28 protein-coding genes are annotated in these 14,930 nt (G+C 36.9%); all 28 read left to right on the top strand.

Going from position 1 to position 14,930, the window contains the following annotated elements:
* The first annotated feature begins 513 nt into the window (after positions 1-513).
* The 28 genes from rpsL (at position 514) to rpsM (ending at position 14,926) form a co-directional block, all read left to right on the top strand.
* Entirely contained in the window at positions 514-888 is a 375-nt protein-coding gene (gene rpsL / locus H033_RS0118570; RefSeq protein ID WP_010230128.1) for a 30S ribosomal protein S12, read from the top strand.
* Between the two features lie 23 nt (positions 889-911).
* Complete coding sequence (gene rpsG, locus H033_RS0118565) at positions 912-1,388, top strand: 30S ribosomal protein S7 (RefSeq protein WP_026839641.1); 477 nt, start codon at positions 912-914, stop codon at positions 1,386-1,388.
* 4 nt (positions 1,389-1,392) lie between these two features.
* Entirely contained in the window at positions 1,393-3,501 is a 2,109-nt protein-coding gene (gene fusA / locus H033_RS0118560; RefSeq protein ID WP_026839640.1) for an elongation factor G, read from the top strand.
* Between the two features lie 10 nt (positions 3,502-3,511).
* Positions 3,512-3,817, top strand: a complete 306-nt coding sequence (rpsJ, locus tag H033_RS0118555; protein ID WP_010230113.1) for a 30S ribosomal protein S10 — start codon at positions 3,512-3,514, stop codon at positions 3,815-3,817.
* A gap of 208 nt (positions 3,818-4,025) precedes the next feature.
* On the top strand, positions 4,026-4,637 hold the full coding sequence (gene rplC / locus H033_RS0118550; RefSeq protein WP_026839639.1) for a 50S ribosomal protein L3: 612 nt from the start codon (positions 4,026-4,028) through the stop codon (positions 4,635-4,637).
* Positions 4,637-5,266, top strand: a complete 630-nt coding sequence (gene rplD / locus H033_RS0118545) for a 50S ribosomal protein L4 (RefSeq protein ID WP_026839638.1) — start codon at positions 4,637-4,639, stop codon at positions 5,264-5,266. The genes rplC and rplD overlap by 1 nt, the downstream gene beginning before the upstream one ends.
* 5 nt (positions 5,267-5,271) lie before the next feature.
* Positions 5,272-5,562 carry a 50S ribosomal protein L23 gene (gene rplW, locus H033_RS0118540; RefSeq protein WP_010230108.1) on the top strand — a complete coding sequence of 97 codons (291 nt, stop codon included), beginning with the start codon at positions 5,272-5,274 and terminating at the stop codon, positions 5,560-5,562.
* 9 nt (positions 5,563-5,571) lie between these two features.
* Positions 5,572-6,399: a 50S ribosomal protein L2 gene (rplB, locus tag H033_RS0118535; protein WP_026839637.1), complete on the top strand. Its 828-nt coding sequence runs from the start codon at positions 5,572-5,574 to the stop codon at positions 6,397-6,399.
* A 6-nt stretch (positions 6,400-6,405) separates the two neighbouring features.
* On the top strand, positions 6,406-6,684 hold the full coding sequence (rpsS, locus tag H033_RS0118530) for a 30S ribosomal protein S19 (protein WP_026839636.1): 279 nt from the start codon (positions 6,406-6,408) through the stop codon (positions 6,682-6,684).
* A gap of 8 nt (positions 6,685-6,692) precedes the next feature.
* A complete protein-coding gene (rplV, locus tag H033_RS0118525; RefSeq protein ID WP_026839635.1) occupies positions 6,693-7,100 on the top strand; it encodes a 50S ribosomal protein L22 in 408 nt (135 codons plus the stop codon).
* 4 nt (positions 7,101-7,104) lie between these two features.
* Positions 7,105-7,830, top strand: coding sequence for a 30S ribosomal protein S3 (gene rpsC / locus H033_RS0118520; RefSeq protein ID WP_026839634.1), 726 nt, complete (start codon positions 7,105-7,107; stop codon positions 7,828-7,830).
* An 18-nt stretch (positions 7,831-7,848) separates the two neighbouring features.
* Positions 7,849-8,268, top strand: coding sequence for a 50S ribosomal protein L16 (rplP, locus tag H033_RS0118515; protein ID WP_026839633.1), 420 nt, complete (start codon positions 7,849-7,851; stop codon positions 8,266-8,268).
* Positions 8,269-8,280: 12 nt separating this feature from the next.
* Positions 8,281-8,475: a 50S ribosomal protein L29 gene (rpmC, locus tag H033_RS0118510; protein WP_026839632.1), complete on the top strand. Its 195-nt coding sequence runs from the start codon at positions 8,281-8,283 to the stop codon at positions 8,473-8,475.
* An 18-nt stretch (positions 8,476-8,493) separates the two neighbouring features.
* Entirely contained in the window at positions 8,494-8,751 is a 258-nt protein-coding gene (rpsQ, locus tag H033_RS0118505) for a 30S ribosomal protein S17 (RefSeq protein ID WP_010230090.1), read from the top strand.
* Position 8,752: 1 nt separating this feature from the next.
* Entirely contained in the window at positions 8,753-9,121 is a 369-nt protein-coding gene (rplN, locus tag H033_RS0118500) for a 50S ribosomal protein L14 (protein ID WP_010230087.1), read from the top strand.
* Positions 9,122-9,133: 12 nt separating this feature from the next.
* Positions 9,134-9,445: a 50S ribosomal protein L24 gene (rplX, locus tag H033_RS0118495; RefSeq protein ID WP_026839631.1), complete on the top strand. Its 312-nt coding sequence runs from the start codon at positions 9,134-9,136 to the stop codon at positions 9,443-9,445.
* 2 nt (positions 9,446-9,447) lie between these two features.
* Positions 9,448-9,999 (top strand): 50S ribosomal protein L5, encoded by a 552-nt coding sequence (rplE, locus tag H033_RS0118490; RefSeq protein ID WP_026839630.1) that lies wholly within the window; start codon positions 9,448-9,450, stop codon positions 9,997-9,999.
* A 3-nt stretch (positions 10,000-10,002) separates the two neighbouring features.
* Complete coding sequence (gene rpsN / locus H033_RS0118485; RefSeq protein WP_026839629.1) at positions 10,003-10,272, top strand: 30S ribosomal protein S14; 270 nt, start codon at positions 10,003-10,005, stop codon at positions 10,270-10,272.
* Positions 10,273-10,343: 71 nt separating this feature from the next.
* On the top strand, positions 10,344-10,742 hold the full coding sequence (gene rpsH, locus H033_RS0118480) for a 30S ribosomal protein S8 (RefSeq protein WP_026839628.1): 399 nt from the start codon (positions 10,344-10,346) through the stop codon (positions 10,740-10,742).
* An 18-nt stretch (positions 10,743-10,760) separates the two neighbouring features.
* Positions 10,761-11,303, top strand: a complete 543-nt coding sequence (gene rplF / locus H033_RS0118475; protein ID WP_026839627.1) for a 50S ribosomal protein L6 — start codon at positions 10,761-10,763, stop codon at positions 11,301-11,303.
* Positions 11,304-11,315: 12 nt separating this feature from the next.
* Positions 11,316-11,672 (top strand): 50S ribosomal protein L18, encoded by a 357-nt coding sequence (rplR, locus tag H033_RS0118470; protein WP_026839626.1) that lies wholly within the window; start codon positions 11,316-11,318, stop codon positions 11,670-11,672.
* A gap of 6 nt (positions 11,673-11,678) precedes the next feature.
* Positions 11,679-12,203, top strand: a complete 525-nt coding sequence (gene rpsE / locus H033_RS0118465) for a 30S ribosomal protein S5 (RefSeq protein ID WP_026839625.1) — start codon at positions 11,679-11,681, stop codon at positions 12,201-12,203.
* Between the two features lie 12 nt (positions 12,204-12,215).
* Entirely contained in the window at positions 12,216-12,398 is a 183-nt protein-coding gene (gene rpmD / locus H033_RS0118460) for a 50S ribosomal protein L30 (protein ID WP_026839624.1), read from the top strand.
* Between the two features lie 9 nt (positions 12,399-12,407).
* The gene (rplO, locus tag H033_RS0118455; RefSeq protein WP_026839623.1) at positions 12,408-12,860 is read left to right on the top strand and encodes a 50S ribosomal protein L15; all 453 of its coding nucleotides are present in this window, start codon (positions 12,408-12,410) and stop codon (positions 12,858-12,860) included.
* 10 nt (positions 12,861-12,870) lie between these two features.
* Positions 12,871-14,208, top strand: coding sequence for a preprotein translocase subunit SecY (gene secY / locus H033_RS0118450; protein ID WP_026839622.1), 1,338 nt, complete (start codon positions 12,871-12,873; stop codon positions 14,206-14,208).
* A 2-nt stretch (positions 14,209-14,210) separates the two neighbouring features.
* Complete coding sequence (infA, locus tag H033_RS0118445; protein ID WP_006988529.1) at positions 14,211-14,426, top strand: translation initiation factor IF-1; 216 nt, start codon at positions 14,211-14,213, stop codon at positions 14,424-14,426.
* Between the two features lie 5 nt (positions 14,427-14,431).
* Positions 14,432-14,548 (top strand): type B 50S ribosomal protein L36, encoded by a 117-nt coding sequence (ykgO, locus tag H033_RS21485; protein WP_009779203.1) that lies wholly within the window; start codon positions 14,432-14,434, stop codon positions 14,546-14,548.
* Between the two features lie 3 nt (positions 14,549-14,551).
* Complete coding sequence (gene rpsM, locus H033_RS0118440) at positions 14,552-14,926, top strand: 30S ribosomal protein S13 (RefSeq protein WP_026839621.1); 375 nt, start codon at positions 14,552-14,554, stop codon at positions 14,924-14,926.
* Positions 14,927-14,930: the final 4 nt, after the last annotated feature.

Raw genomic sequence — 14,930 nt, 5'->3', positions numbered from 1 at the left:
GATGATTTAATAGTCTATCTATTAGTGGTTGGTGACTGAGCTTAGGATCTTGTTAATTTTATTGAGGTGTAAAAATAGATCTGTTTTGTTCTAATTAGTAAAGTAGATTTTTAAAAATTATTTTTTCTTTCCTATTATACTTTTTTTATTATAAATTTAATAGCCAAAGGACAGCTTTGGCGTTTGATAAGTTCCGGTGCCTTATAAAATGTCAAAAATCACTAATTGTTATAAATCTTTTTTGCGAATATTTTGAGTCAATAGTTGGAATAAATTCCTTTGAGCTTCTTGCAAAGTATTTTGTATTCCTCCCTTTTTTATATTAAATACTGCATTGAAGGATAGCTAGTTTCTTTTATTATTATTATCTATTTCGTGTTAATAATAATTTAATTGAGTTCTACTTGAAAATTAATGAGTTAAGATTTGAATAATTAGTTTTTATTCATACCTTTGCAGACCCTAAAAAGTAGGGAAGGTAATTTTATAACAATAATAAGTGTAAAAGAAATTATGCCAACAATTTCACAATTAGTACGAAAAGGAAGAGCCAAAATAACCAAGAAGAGTAAATCGGCTGCTTTAGATTCGTGCCCTCAAAGACGAGGTGTTTGTACGCGTGTTTACACAACTACTCCTAAGAAACCTAACTCCGCAATGCGTAAAGTTGCAAGGGTAAGGTTAACTAATGGAAAAGAAGTGAACGCATACATCCCTGGTGAAGGACACAATCTACAAGAGCACTCGATAGTATTGGTTAGAGGCGGAAGGGTAAAAGATTTGCCAGGAGTTAGATATCACATTGTTCGTGGTGCCTTAGATACCGCAGGTGTTGAAGGTAGAACGCAAAGAAGATCTAAGTACGGTGCAAAACGCCCTAAGAAGTAATTAAAAACTTTTAATGTAAAGACATGAGAAAAAGACAGGCAAAGAAGAGGCCTCTTTTACCAGATCCAAAATTTAATGATCAGTTAGTAACTCGTTTTGTTAACATGATGATGTGGGATGGTAAAAAATCAGTTTCTTTCAAAGTATTCTATGATGCAATAGCAATCGTAGAGGAGAAAAAACAAGACGAAGAGAAAACAGGCCTTGAGGTTTGGAAAGAAGCTCTTTCTAATGTAATGCCACACGTGGAGGTAAGAAGTAGACGTGTTGGAGGTGCAACTTTTCAGATCCCTATGCAAATTAGACCAGATCGTAAAGTTTCAACTGCAATGAAATGGTTGATCTCTTATTCTAGAAAGCGTAATGAGAAATCTATGGCTCAGAGATTAGCTGCAGAGGTAATTGCTGCTTCTAAAGAAGAAGGTGCTGCTGTTAAGAAAAGAACAGATACCCATAAGATGGCTGAAGCTAATAAAGCATTCTCTCACTTTAGATTCTAAAAAAATGGCACAAAGAGATTTAAAATTCACAAGAAACATAGGTATTGCTGCGCATATTGATGCCGGTAAAACCACTTGTACTGAACGTATATTATATTATACGGGGATAAGTCACAAAATTGGGGAAGTGCACGATGGTGCTGCCACAATGGACTGGATGGAGCAAGAGCAAGAAAGAGGTATTACAATTACTTCTGCTGCGACCCATTGTAAGTGGATGTACAGAGATCAAGAATTTACAGTAAATATTATAGATACTCCTGGTCACGTAGATTTTACCGTAGAGGTAGAGCGTTCTTTACGTGTATTGGATGGTATGGTTGCTTTATTCAGTGCGGTTGATGGTGTTGAGCCACAATCTGAGACTGTATGGAGACAAGCTGATAAATATAAGGTTCCTCGTATTGGTTTTGTAAACAAAATGGACCGTCAGGGATCTGACTTCTTTAATGTTTGCGATCAGGTAAGGTCAATGTTGGGTGGAAACCCAGTGCCTTTGCAGATTCCAATTGGTGAAGAAGATGATTTTAGAGGTGTAGTTGATTTGATTTCCAAAAAAGCAATTATTTGGAATCAAGATGATTATGGAATGACCTATGAGATTATAGATATTCCAGAGGAATTGATGGAGGATGTTAATAAGTATAGAACTTTATTAGTAGAGGCAGTTGCTGATTACGATGAAGCTTTAATGGAGAAATTCTTTGAGGATGAAAATTCTATTACTGAAGATGAGATTATCGCTGCTTTAAGAGCTGCAACTATAGATATGTCTATCATCCCAATGATGTGTGGTTCTGCTTTTAAAAATAAAGGTGTTCAGGCAATGTTGGATGGAGTAATGCGCTACTTGCCTTCTCCTGTAGATGTAGAAGCTATCATAGGTGTTAATCCCGATACTGAAGAACCAGAGAGTCGTAAACCAAATGTGGATTCGCCTTTCTCTGCTTTAGCATTTAAAATTGCTACAGATCCTTTTGTAGGACGTTTAGCTTTCTTTAGAGTATACTCCGGAGCATTGGATGCAGGTTCTTACGTATTGAATAACCGTTCTGGTAAGAAAGAACGTATTTCACGTATTTACCAGATGCACTCTAATAAACAAGAGCCTATAGATAGGATTGAAGCTGGAGATATTGGAGCGGCCGTTGGTTTTAAAGATATTAAAACGGGAGATACGCTTACAGATGAGAAGAATCCTATTACATTGGAATCTATGGATTTCCCTGCACCGGTAATTGGTATCGCTGTAGAGCCGAAGACAAAGGCTGATGTGGATAAGATGGGAATGGCTTTAGCTAAATTAGCTGAAGAAGATCCAACTTTCCAGGTTAAAACAGATGAAGTTTCAGGACAAACTATTATCTCAGGAATGGGAGAATTACACTTGGAGATTCTAGTAGATAGATTAAAAAGAGAATTCAAGGTCGAGGTTAACGAAGGTCAGCCTCAAGTTGAGTATAAAGAGACTATCACGAAAAGTGCAGATCATAGAGAAATTTATAAGAAGCAATCTGGTGGTCGTGGTAAATTTGGTGATATCGTATTTGAGATGTCTCCGGCAGATGAGGATTTTAAAGGTCCAGGTCTACAATTTATCGACTCTGTAAAAGGTGGGCGTATTCCTAAAGAATTTATTCCATCTGTGGAAAAAGGATTTAGAGAAGCTATGAAGGCTGGTCCTTTAGCGGGTTTCAAAATGGATTCTTTAAAAGTTATATTGAAAGATGGGTCTTTTCACCCTGTAGATTCCGATCAACTTTCTTTCGAATTGGCTGCAAGAATGGGTTATAAAGTGGCTGCTAAAAAAGCAGGTGCTGTTATTCTTGAACCAATAATGAAAGTAGAAGTTGTAACTCCGGAAGAAAACATGGGAGATATCGTAGGTGATCTTAACAGAAGAAGAGGTCAAGTAAACGATATGTCAGATAGATCTGGTGCAAAAGTTATTAAAGCTGAAGTGCCTCTTTCTGAAATGTTTGGTTACGTTACAACATTAAGAACATTGTCTTCAGGTAGAGCAACCTCTACTATGGAATTTGCTCATTATGCTGAAACTCCAGCAAATATTTCTGAAGCAGTTATAAAAGCAGCTAAAGGTACAAACGATTAATAATAGGGATATGAGTCAAAAAATCAGAATAAAACTTAAATCTTACGATCATAACTTAGTGGATAAGTCTGCAGAGAAAATCGTAAAAACCGTAAAAACTACGGGTGCTGTAGTAACGGGACCAATCCCATTACCAACACACAAAAAAATCTTTACAGTATTACGTTCTCCACACGTTAACAAAAAAGCGCGTGAGCAGTTTCAGTTAAGCTCTTATAAAAGATTGTTGGACATATATAGTTCATCATCTAAGACTATTGATGCTTTAATGAAATTGGAATTACCAAGCGGAGTAGAAGTAGAGATTAAAGTGTGATAATTCTTGGCTTTTGTGAGCTTAAGTGAAACAAAAGGCTAGAAATATCCATCCCGAATTTATTCGGGATATTATGAAAGTTAATACTTTCAATTACATGTCCTGAGCAGTTGTCGAGGGAAAAACGGAAAAATACATTCAGGATTGGAAGTATTTTCAGTCCTGAATATTTTTAAATAAATAATTTTAATTTAATCAATAATTAATTATGTCTGGGTTAATAGGAAAAAAAATAGGCATGACTAGCATTTTTGACGAGAACGGGAAGAATATTCCTTGTACCGTTATACAAGCTGGTCCTTGCGTAATTACCCAAGTCAGAACCAAAGAAGTTGACGGGTATGAAGCTCTTCAATTAGGTTTCGATGACAAAAAGACCGCTAACAAAGCTGCCACTGGGCATGCTAAAAAAGCCGGTGTAGCAGCAATGCGTAAAGTCGTTGAATTTAAAGGTTTTGATGGGGATCACAAATTAGGTGATAGTATCACTGTAGAACATTTTACTGAAGGTGAGTTCGTGGATATTTCAGGAACAAGCAAAGGTAAAGGTTTTCAAGGTGTAGTAAAGAGACACGGATTTGCCGGAGTAGGACAAGCTACTCACGGTCAACATAACCGTTTAAGAGCCCCTGGATCGATTGGTGCTGCGTCATATCCTGCAAGAGTATTTAAGGGAATGCGTATGGCTGGCCGTATGGGTGGTGACACAGTTAAATTAGAAAACTTAAGAGTTTTAAAAGTAGTTGCAGATAAAAATCTACTTGTGGTAAAAGGATGTGTTCCTGGTCATAATAACTCATATGTAATCATTCAGAAGTAATGGAAATAGCAGTTGTAGATATTAAAGGAAAAGAAACAGGAAGAAAGGTGAACCTTTCAGATTCTGTTTTCGGAATAGAGCCTAACAATCATGCTGTATATCTTGATGTAAAACAATACTTGGCTAATCAACGTCAAGGAACGCACAAAGCTAAAGAGCGTGCGGAAATTACAGGAAGTACACGTAAGATTAAAAAACAAAAAGGTACTGGTACAGCTCGTGCTGGTAGTATAAAATCTGGTATTTTTAGAGGTGGAGGACGTATGTTTGGACCACGCCCTAGAAACTATGGTTTTAAATTGAACAAGAACTTAAAGAGATTAGCAAGAAAATCTGCTCTTTCTATTAAGGCAAATGATAAAGCAATTATCATAGTGGAAGATTTTCAATTTGACACTCCAAAAACTAAAAACTTCATAGATGTTTTAAAAGGTTTGGGTGTAGATAAGAAAAAATCTCTTATAGTGTTGGGTGACTCGAATAAAAATGTATATTTGTCGTCACGCAATTTAAAAGGCACCGAAGTTGTAAGTAGTTCAGAATTAAGTACTTACAAAATATTAAACGCAAATAACCTTGTGTTTGTAGAAGGGTCTTTAGAAGGAATTGAGTTGAATTTAAGTAAATAAACGATATGAGTATCTTAATAAAACCTATTATTACAGAAAAAGCGACAGCAGATAGCGAGTTGAATAACCGTTATTCGTTCGTTGTTAATAATAAGGCGAACAAGATTGAAATTAAAGGCGCAATAGAGTCTGCTTATGGAGTTTCAGTTACTAAAGTTCGCACAATTAATGTCCGTCCAGATCGTAAATCTCGTTTTACAAAAACGGGAGTGATCACTGGTAAAACAAGTGCTTATAAGAAAGCATTAGTACAGGTGGCGGAAGGTGAAACTATTGATTTATACAGTAATCTTTAAGATTAAAGAATGTCAGTTAGAAAATTAAAACCAATCACCCCTGGTCAGCGTTTTAGAGTAGTTAATGGTTTTGACGCCATTACTACTGATAAGCCGGAGAAGAGTTTAATAGCTCCGATTAAAAAGTCAGGTGGTAGAAACAGTCAGGGAAAAATGACCATGCGCTATAAAGGTGGTGGTCACAAAAGACGTTACAGAATTATCGATTTTAAACGTGACAAGCATGGAGTTCCTGCTACAGTTGCGTCTATAGAATATGATCCTAACAGAACGGCTTTTATCGCTCTTTTGAATTATCAAGATGGTGAGAAAAGATATGTAATTGCTCAAAATGGTCTTCAGGTAGATCAGAACATTGTTTCTGACGCTGATAGTGCTGCTCCAAATATTGGAAATGCAATGCCGCTTTCTGCAGTGCCGTTAGGAACTGTTATTTCTTGTATAGAATTACGTCCTGGGCAAGGAGCTGTAATGGCTCGTAGTGCAGGTGCTTTTGCTCAGTTAGTGGCAAAAGAGGGTAAGTATGCAACTATCAAACTTCCTTCAGGAGAAATTAGAAGGGTGTTAGTTACTTGTATGGCTACTATCGGAGCTATCTCGAATAGTGATCATCAGTTAATTGTATCTGGTAAAGCAGGTAGAAGCAGATGGTTGGGTAGAAGACCAAGAACAAGACCAGTAGTGATGAATCCTGTGGATCACCCAATGGGTGGTGGTGAAGGAAAATCTTCTGGAGGTCACCCACGTTCTAGAAAAGGTATACCTGCTAAAGGTTATAGAACCCGATCTAAGACAAAAGCGAGTAATAAGTATATTGTAGAACGTAGAAAGAAATAATAAGATATGGCACGTTCATTAAAAAAAGGACCTTACGTTCACTATAAGTTAGAAAAGAAAGTTGCTACCAATGTAGAAGCTGGAAAAAAGACGGTAATCAAGACTTGGTCTAGAGCCTCTATGATAACTCCAGATTTCGTTGGGCAAACTATCGCTGTACATAACGGGAAACAATTTGTCCCTGTATATGTAACAGAGAATATGGTAGGACACAAATTAGGAGAATTTTCACCAACTAGATCTTTTAGAGGTCACGTAGGTGCGAAAAATAAAGGTAAAAGATAACTGAAGCTATGGGAGTTCGTAAAAGAGAAAAAGCAGATCAGACAAAAGAGGCTAAAAAGCTAGTAGCTTTTGCAAAACTGAATAACTGCCCTACTTCGCCAAGAAAAATGCGATTAGTTGCAGATTTAGTTCGCGGTGAAAAAGTAGAAAGAGCGCTTCATGTGTTGAGATTTAGCTCTAAGGAAGCATCACGTAGATTGGAGAAATTACTTCTTTCTGCTATTGCTAACTGGCAAGCCAAAAATGAAGATGCTAACATTGAGGAAGCAGATTTATTTGTAAAAGAGATACGCGTAGACGGTGGGAGTATGTTGAAGAGACTTCGTCCTGCACCACAAGGTCGCGCACACAGAATTAGAAAACGTTCCAACCACGTTACAATTGTGATTGGTGACAATAAAAATACACAAAGCTAAGAGTATGGGACAGAAAACAAATCCAATCGGGAATCGCCTTGGTATCATTAGAGGATGGGAATCCAACTGGTACGGAGGAAATGACTACGGCGATAAATTAGCCGAAGACGATAAGATTAGAAAGTATATCCATGCTCGTTTATCAAAAGCGAGTGTATCCAGAGTAATTATCGAGCGTACTCTTAAACTTGTAACCGTTACTATCACTACTGCAAGACCTGGTATCATTATCGGGAAAGGTGGACAAGAGGTAGACAAGTTGAAAGAAGAGCTTAAGAAAATTACTGACAAAGACGTTCAAATTAACATCTTTGAAATCAAGAGACCAGAATTAGATGCTCACTTAGTAGGTTCTAGTGTTGCTAGACAAATTGAGAATCGTATTTCTTACCGTCGTGCTATCAAAATGGCTATTGCAGCCGCTATGAGAATGAATGCTGAAGGTATTAAAATTCAAATTTCAGGTCGTTTGAACGGAGCAGAGATGGCTCGTTCAGAACATTACAAAGATGGAAGAATTCCTTTGTCGACTTTTAGAGCCGATATTGATTATGCTTTAGTTGAGGCACATACTACTTATGGTAGGCTTGGTGTTAAAGTATGGATCATGAAAGGTGAGGTTTACGGAAAAAGAGAACTTTCCCCACTTGTTGGTATGACTACCAAGAAGCCAGGAGGAAAATCCGGACCAGCACGAGGAGGTAACAACAAGCCACGTCGTAGAAAGTAATTTTTTAAAGAAACAAAAATGTTACAGCCTAAAAGAACAAAATATCGTAAGATGCAAAAGGGCCGTATGAAAGGAAACTCTCAAAGAGGGCATAGACTTTCAAACGGAACATTCGGGATCAAATCATTGGACTCAAGTTTCCTTACTGCACGTCAAATAGAAGCAGCTCGTATTGCCGCTACTCGTTTTATGAAAAGAGAAGGTTCGTTATGGATTAAAATATTTCCAGACAAGCCTATTACAAAGAAACCTCTTGAAGTACGTATGGGTAAAGGTAAGGGTGCTGTAGAATATTGGGCAGCAGTTGTAAAACCGGGAAGAATCTTATTTGAAATAGGAGGAGTTCCTTATGATGTTGCAAAAGAAGCATTGCGTCTTGCAGCACAGAAATTGCCTGTGAAAACTAAGTTTATTGTAGCTAGAGATTATCAAGCTTAATTAAGAGAAGTTATGAAACAATCAGAAGTAAGAGAATCATCTGTAGTAGATTTACAAGAAGAACTTAGTAAGTCCAGAAAAGCATATTCAGATTTAAAAATGGCTCACGCAGTTTCGCCATTGGAGAACCCAATACAACTAAGAGTTGTAAGAAAATCTATAGCGAGAATTGCTACAGAGTTAACTAAAAGAGAACAACAACAATAAGTGTTATTCTGCTGAAAGATGGAAAAAAGAAATTTAAGAAAAGAGCGTATAGGTGTAGTTACCAGTAACAAAATGCAGAAATCCATTGTGGTTGCTGAAGTTAAAAAGGTAAAACATCCCATGTATGGTAAATTCGTTTTAAAAACGAAAAAATACGTGGCTCACGACGAAACAAATGACTGCAACATTGGAGATACAGTAAAAATAATGGAGACTCGTCCATTGAGTAAATCTAAATGTTGGAGATTAATAGAAATTATAGAAAGAGCTAAGTAAAATGGTACAACAAGAGTCTAGATTAAGAGTAGCAGATAATACCGGGGCAAAAGAAGTTTTGACCATAAGAGTATTAGGAGGTACAAAAAGAAGATACGCTTCTGTTGGAGACAAAATAGTTGTCAGCGTTAAAGAAGCTACACCTAATGGAAACATTAAGAAGGGTGCAGTTTCAACGGCAGTAGTTGTTCGTACCAAGAAAGAAGTGCGTAGACCAGATGGATCATATATCCGTTTTGATGATAACGCATGTGTTCTTCTAAACCCAACTGGCGAAATGCGCGGTACTCGTGTATTTGGTCCAGTAGCACGTGAACTTCGTGATAAACAATTCATGAAGATTGTATCATTAGCACCAGAGGTGCTTTAATACATTGAAATAATGACAAAGCTGAAAATAAAATCTGGAGATACAGTTAGACTTATTGCCGGAGACCATAAAGGTCAAGAAGGAAAAGTTCAGAAAATTCTTCGAGATAAAAATAAAGCAATTGTGGAAGGTGTAAATATGGTCTCAAAACATGAGAAGCCAAGTGCATCTAACCCACAAGGAGGGATAGTTAAGAAGGAAGCACCTATCCATTTATCCAACTTATCTTTAATCGATAAAAAGGGAGATTCTACCCGTATTGGTTATAGAATGGAAGATGGTAAGAAGGTTAGATTTTCCAAAAAATCAAATGAAGTAATTTAGTTATGGCATACGTACCAAGACTTAAACAAGAGTATAAAGACAGAGTAGTGTCTTCTCTTACAGAAGAATTCAGTTACTCTAACATCATGCAGGTTCCAAAACTACAAAAGATAGTTTTAAGCCGTGGAGTTGGAGCAGCTGTTGCAGATAAGAAACTTATTGACCATGCAATTGATGAATTATCAATGATCACTGGTCAAAAAGCGGTATCAACCATTTCTAAAAAGGATGTTGCTTCTTTTAAATTGCGTAAAGGAATGCCAATTGGGGCAAAAGTTACCTTACGTGGCGAAAGAATGTATGAATTCCTAGATCGTTTTATCACATCTGCTCTTCCAAGAGTTCGTGATTTTAGCGGTATTAAAGCTACAGGATTTGATGGAAGAGGTAATTACAATTTAGGTATTACTGAACAAATCATTTTCCCGGAGATCGATATTGATAAAGTGAATAAAATTTCAGGAATGGATATCACTTTTGTAACTTCCGCGCCAACAGACAAGGAAGCAAAATCATTGCTAACGGAACTAGGTTTACCTTTTAAAAAGAATTAAGATATGGCTAAAGAATCAATGAAAGCCCGTGAGGTGAAGAGACAAGCAATTGTGAAGAAATATGCTGAAAAACGCAAAGCTTTGAAAGAAGCTGGCGATTTTGAAGGATTACAAAAACTTCCAAAAAATGCCTCTCCAGTTCGTTTACACAACCGTTGTAAATTAACAGGAAGACCTAAAGGATACATGAGACAATTTGGTCTTTCTCGAGTTATGTTTAGAGAAATGGCTAACCAAGGATTAATTCCAGGAGTAAGAAAAGCTAGTTGGTAATATTATAAATTGATGAAAGGTTCATCCCGATAGCTATCGTGGACTGAAAACCGTTATCGTAAATTGAAAAAATGACTACAGATCCAGTTGCAGATTATTTAACAAGAATTAGAAATGCGGTAGCAGCAAACCACAGAGTGGTTGAGATACCAGCATCTAATCTTAAAAAGGAGATCACTAAAATATTATTCGATCAAGGATATATTCTTAGTTACAAGTTTGAAGATACTACCGCTCAAGGTTCTATCAAGATAGCTCTTAAGTACGACAAGCTTACTAAAGATCCGGTAATTAAGAACATTCAACGAATAAGTAAACCCGGTTTACGTAAATACGCTGGAGCAAATGAATTGCCACGTATCTTAAACGGTCTTGGTATTGCTATCGTTTCTACTTCTCACGGAGTAATGACAGGTAGACAAGCCCAAGCTGAAAAAGTTGGTGGTGAAGTTTTATGCTACGTTTACTAATACTTAAAGACTTAAGAAATGTCAAGAATAGGTAAAAACCCAATCACTATCCCAGAAGGCGTTACAGTTAGCCTGAATGAAGGGTTTGTGACGGTAAAAGGAAAATTGGGAGAATTAACTCAAGAAATTAAAGACATCGATGTGAAAATTGAAGATGATTTGATTACTTTTGAGCGCTCTTCAGATAAGAAGGACCAAAAAGCAAAGCACGGACTTTACCGAGCTTTGGTAAATAATATGATTGAAGGAGTATCTAAAGGGTATACTAAACAATTGGAATTGGTAGGAGTAGGTTATCGTGCTTCCAGCCAAGGACAAAAATTAGAACTAGCTCTTGGATTCTCTCATAATATTGTTTTTGAACTAGCACCAGAGGTGAAGGTAGAGACTGTTTCAGATAAAGGTAAAAACCCAATCGTGAAATTGTCTTCTCATGATAAACAATTGGTTGGTCAAATAGCAGCTAAAATCCGTTCTTTCCGTGCTCCAGAGCCGTATAAAGGAAAAGGAATTAAGTTTGTAGGAGAACAATTAAGAAGAAAAGCTGGTAAATCAGCTTAATAAAGTGTAGATATGGCATTTTCAAAACAAGCAAGAAGAACAAAGATTAAGAAGAGTATCCGTAAAAATATTACGGGAACCGAAAGTCGCCCAAGACTGGCTATATTTAGAAGTAATAAAGAAATTTATGCTCAAATAGTAGACGATGTTAAAGGCAAAACTTTGGTTGCTGCTTCTTCTAGAGATAAAGACGTAACTGCATCTGACAGTAATAAATTAGATAAAGCAGCCTTAGTTGGTAAAGCTATAGCAGAAAAAGCGTTAAAGGCCGGAATAGATTCGATCTCTTTTGATAGAGGTGGTTATTTATATCACGGAAGAGTTAAATCATTGGCAGATGGTGCTCGTGAAGGAGGACTAAAATTCTAATAAGATATGTATCAAGATTATAAAAATGTAGAACTTGTAAAACCAGCAGGTCTTGAATTAAAAGATCGTTTGGTTGGTGTGCAACGTGTTACAAAAGTTACAAAAGGTGGTAGAGCATTTGGTTTTTCTGCTATTGTAGTTGTAGGTGATGAGAATGGAGTAGTGGGTCAAGGTTTAGGAAAATCTAAAGACGTTGCTAGTGCAATCGCAAAATCTATAGAGGATGCCAAAAAGAATTTGGTAAGAATTCCTATTTATAAAGGATCTATTCCTCATGAGCAAAAAGGTAAATATGGTGGAGCAAGGGTTTTATTGATCCCTGCTGCAACAGGTACCGGAGTAATAGCTGGTGGTGCAATTCGTGCCGTATTGGAGGCTGTTGGTGTACATGATGTACTTTCAAAAAACCAAGGATCTTCAAACCCGCATAATGTTGTTAAAGCAACTTTTGATGCCCTATTGCAATTGCGTAGTGCTCAAACTGTAGCAAAACAACGTGGTATTACATTAGACAAAGTTTTTAAAGGATAATACAAGGACAAGATGGCAAAGATATATGTAAAGCAGGTTAAAAGTGCGATTAAACGTACTGCAAACCAGAAACGTACTTTAGAAGCACTTGGTTTAAGAAGACTTAACCAAGTTGTAGAGCACGAGAACACACCAAACATCCTTGGTATGGTAAATAAAGTTCAACACTTAGTTTCTGTAGCGGAAACAAAATAATAAACTCACATGGATTTAAGTAACTTAAGACCTGCAAAAGGTTCAGTTCAAAATAACAGTAAACGTGTAGGTAGAGGAGAAGGATCTGGTAAAGGAGGAACAGCCACCCGTGGACATAAGGGGGCTAAATCTCGTTCTGGTTACTCTAGAAAGATAGGTTTTGAAGGAGGGCAAATGCCACTTCAACGAAGAGTGCCTAAATTTGGTTTTACCAACATTAACCGTAAAGATTATCAAGGGATCAACCTTGATACACTTCAGGGACTTGTAGATAACGGACGTATTAAAGACACCGTTGATATGCAAGTTTTAGTAGAAAACGGACTGGCTCGTAAAAACGAATTAGTAAAGATATTAGGTAGAGGGGAATTAAAAGCAACATTGAAAATATCTGTTCATAAATTTACTGCCTCAGCCAAGGAAGCTATCGAAGCTGCCGGAGGAGAAGTAGTTAATTTATAATAGATATACTATGAAATTTATCAATACTATAAAAAATATTTGGAAAATTGAGGAGCTAAAAAATAGAATTTTAGTGACCCTTGGTTTGTTATTGGTATACCGTTTTGGTGCGCAGGTTGTACTTCCTGGGATAGATGCTTCACAGTTATCTAACCTAGCTAGTCAAACTGAAAGTGGACTTTTGGGTCTGCTTAATGCGTTTACAGGTGGTGCTTTTTCTAACGCTTCCGTTTTTGCATTAGGGATTATGCCTTACATTTCTGCTTCCATTGTGGTGCAGTTAATGGGTATTGCGGTTCCTTATTTACAGAAACTTCAGAAAGAAGGAGAAAGTGGAAGAAGAAGGATTAACCAAATAACAAGATGGTTAACTATAGCTATTACCTTGGTTCAAGGTCCTGGTTATATCTATAACTTGTTTGCTACCTTACCTCAAAGTGCCTTTTTGTTGGGTAATACTGTTACTTTCGTTGCATCCTCAGTAATAATTCTTACTACAGGAACTATATTTGCAATGTGGTTGGGTGAAAAAATTACCGATAAAGGAATAGGGAATGGTATTTCCTTATTAATTATGGTTGGTATTATAGCAACATTGCCTCAGGCTTTTATTCAGGAATTCGCTTCCAGAGTGTTTGAGTCTAATGGTGGATTAGTTATGATCCTTATAGAATTGGTAATCTGGTTCGCTATTATAATGGCCTGTATCATGTTAGTGATGGCGGTCCGGCAAATAGCGGTACAGTATGCGCGAAGAACGGCATCTGGAGGATATGAGAAGAATGTATTTGGATCAAGACAGTACATTCCACTTAAATTAAATGCTTCTGGAGTAATGCCTATTATCTTTGCTCAAGCAATAATGTTTATACCGGCTGCGGTTGCGGGACTTTCTGATGGAGAGACTTCGCAAGGAGTAGCAGCTGCGTTTAGCGATATATTTGGTTTTTGGTACAACTTAGTATTTGCCTTGTTAATCATAGTATTCACATACTTTTATACGGCAATTACAGTACCTACTAATAAAATGGCAGATGATCTTAAGAGAAGCGGTGGATTTATTCCTGGAATTCGTCCAGGTGGAGACACAGCAGAGTACTTAGATAGAATCATGTCTCAGATAACCCTTCCGGGTTCAATTTTCCTCGCTCTTATAGCAGTGTTCCCTGCTATAGTGTATCAACTGTTGGGTGTACAACAGGGATGGGCATTGTTCTTTGGAGGTACCTCTCTATTAATTATGGTGGGGGTTGCGATTGATACTATGCAACAAGTTAATTCGTACTTGTTAAATAGACATTATGATGGTTTGATGAAAACCGGAAAAAATAGAAAAGCAGTAGCATAACTATGGCAAAGCAATCAGCAATAGAACAAGACGGAACAATTATAGAAGCATTATCAAATGCTATGTTTCGTGTGGAACTTGAGAACGGACACGTAGTGACCGCTCATATTTCGGGAAAAATGCGTATGCATTATATTAAATTACTTCCCGGTGATAAAGTGAAATTAGAAATGAGTCCTTACGATTTATCTAAGGCTCGAATAACTTACAGATACTAATTAAGATGAAAGTAAGAGCATCAGTTAAAAAAAGAAGTGCCGACTGCAAAATAGTGCGCAGAAAAGGTAGACTTTACGTGATTAACAAAAAGAATCCAAAATTTAAACAAAGACAAGGTTAAGTTATGGCTAGAATTGCAGGTGTTGATATACCAAAACAAAAACGCGGAGTTATAGCATTGACCTATATCTTCGGAATTGGCAAAAGTAGGGCTGAAAGAATCCTGAAGGAAGCTGATGTAGATGAGAGTATAAAAGTTTCAGATTGGGACGATGACCAGATTGGTAGAATTCGTGAAGCTGTTGGAACTTTTAAAATTGAAGGTGAATTACGTTCAGAAGTACAAATGAGTATTAAGCGTCTTATGGATATAGGATGTTACCGTGGTGTGCGTCATAGATCTGGTCTTCCATTAAGAGGACAAAGAACTAAGAACAATTCAAGAACCAGAAAAGGTAGAAGAAAAACAGTTGCTAATAAGAAGAAAGCAACTAAATAAAAAG

This window comes from Gillisia sp. JM1, assembly GCF_000424645.1.
Taxonomy (GTDB): Bacteria; Bacteroidota; Bacteroidia; order Flavobacteriales; family Flavobacteriaceae; genus Gillisia.
This window is presented reverse-complemented; position numbering and strand designations above follow the sequence as displayed.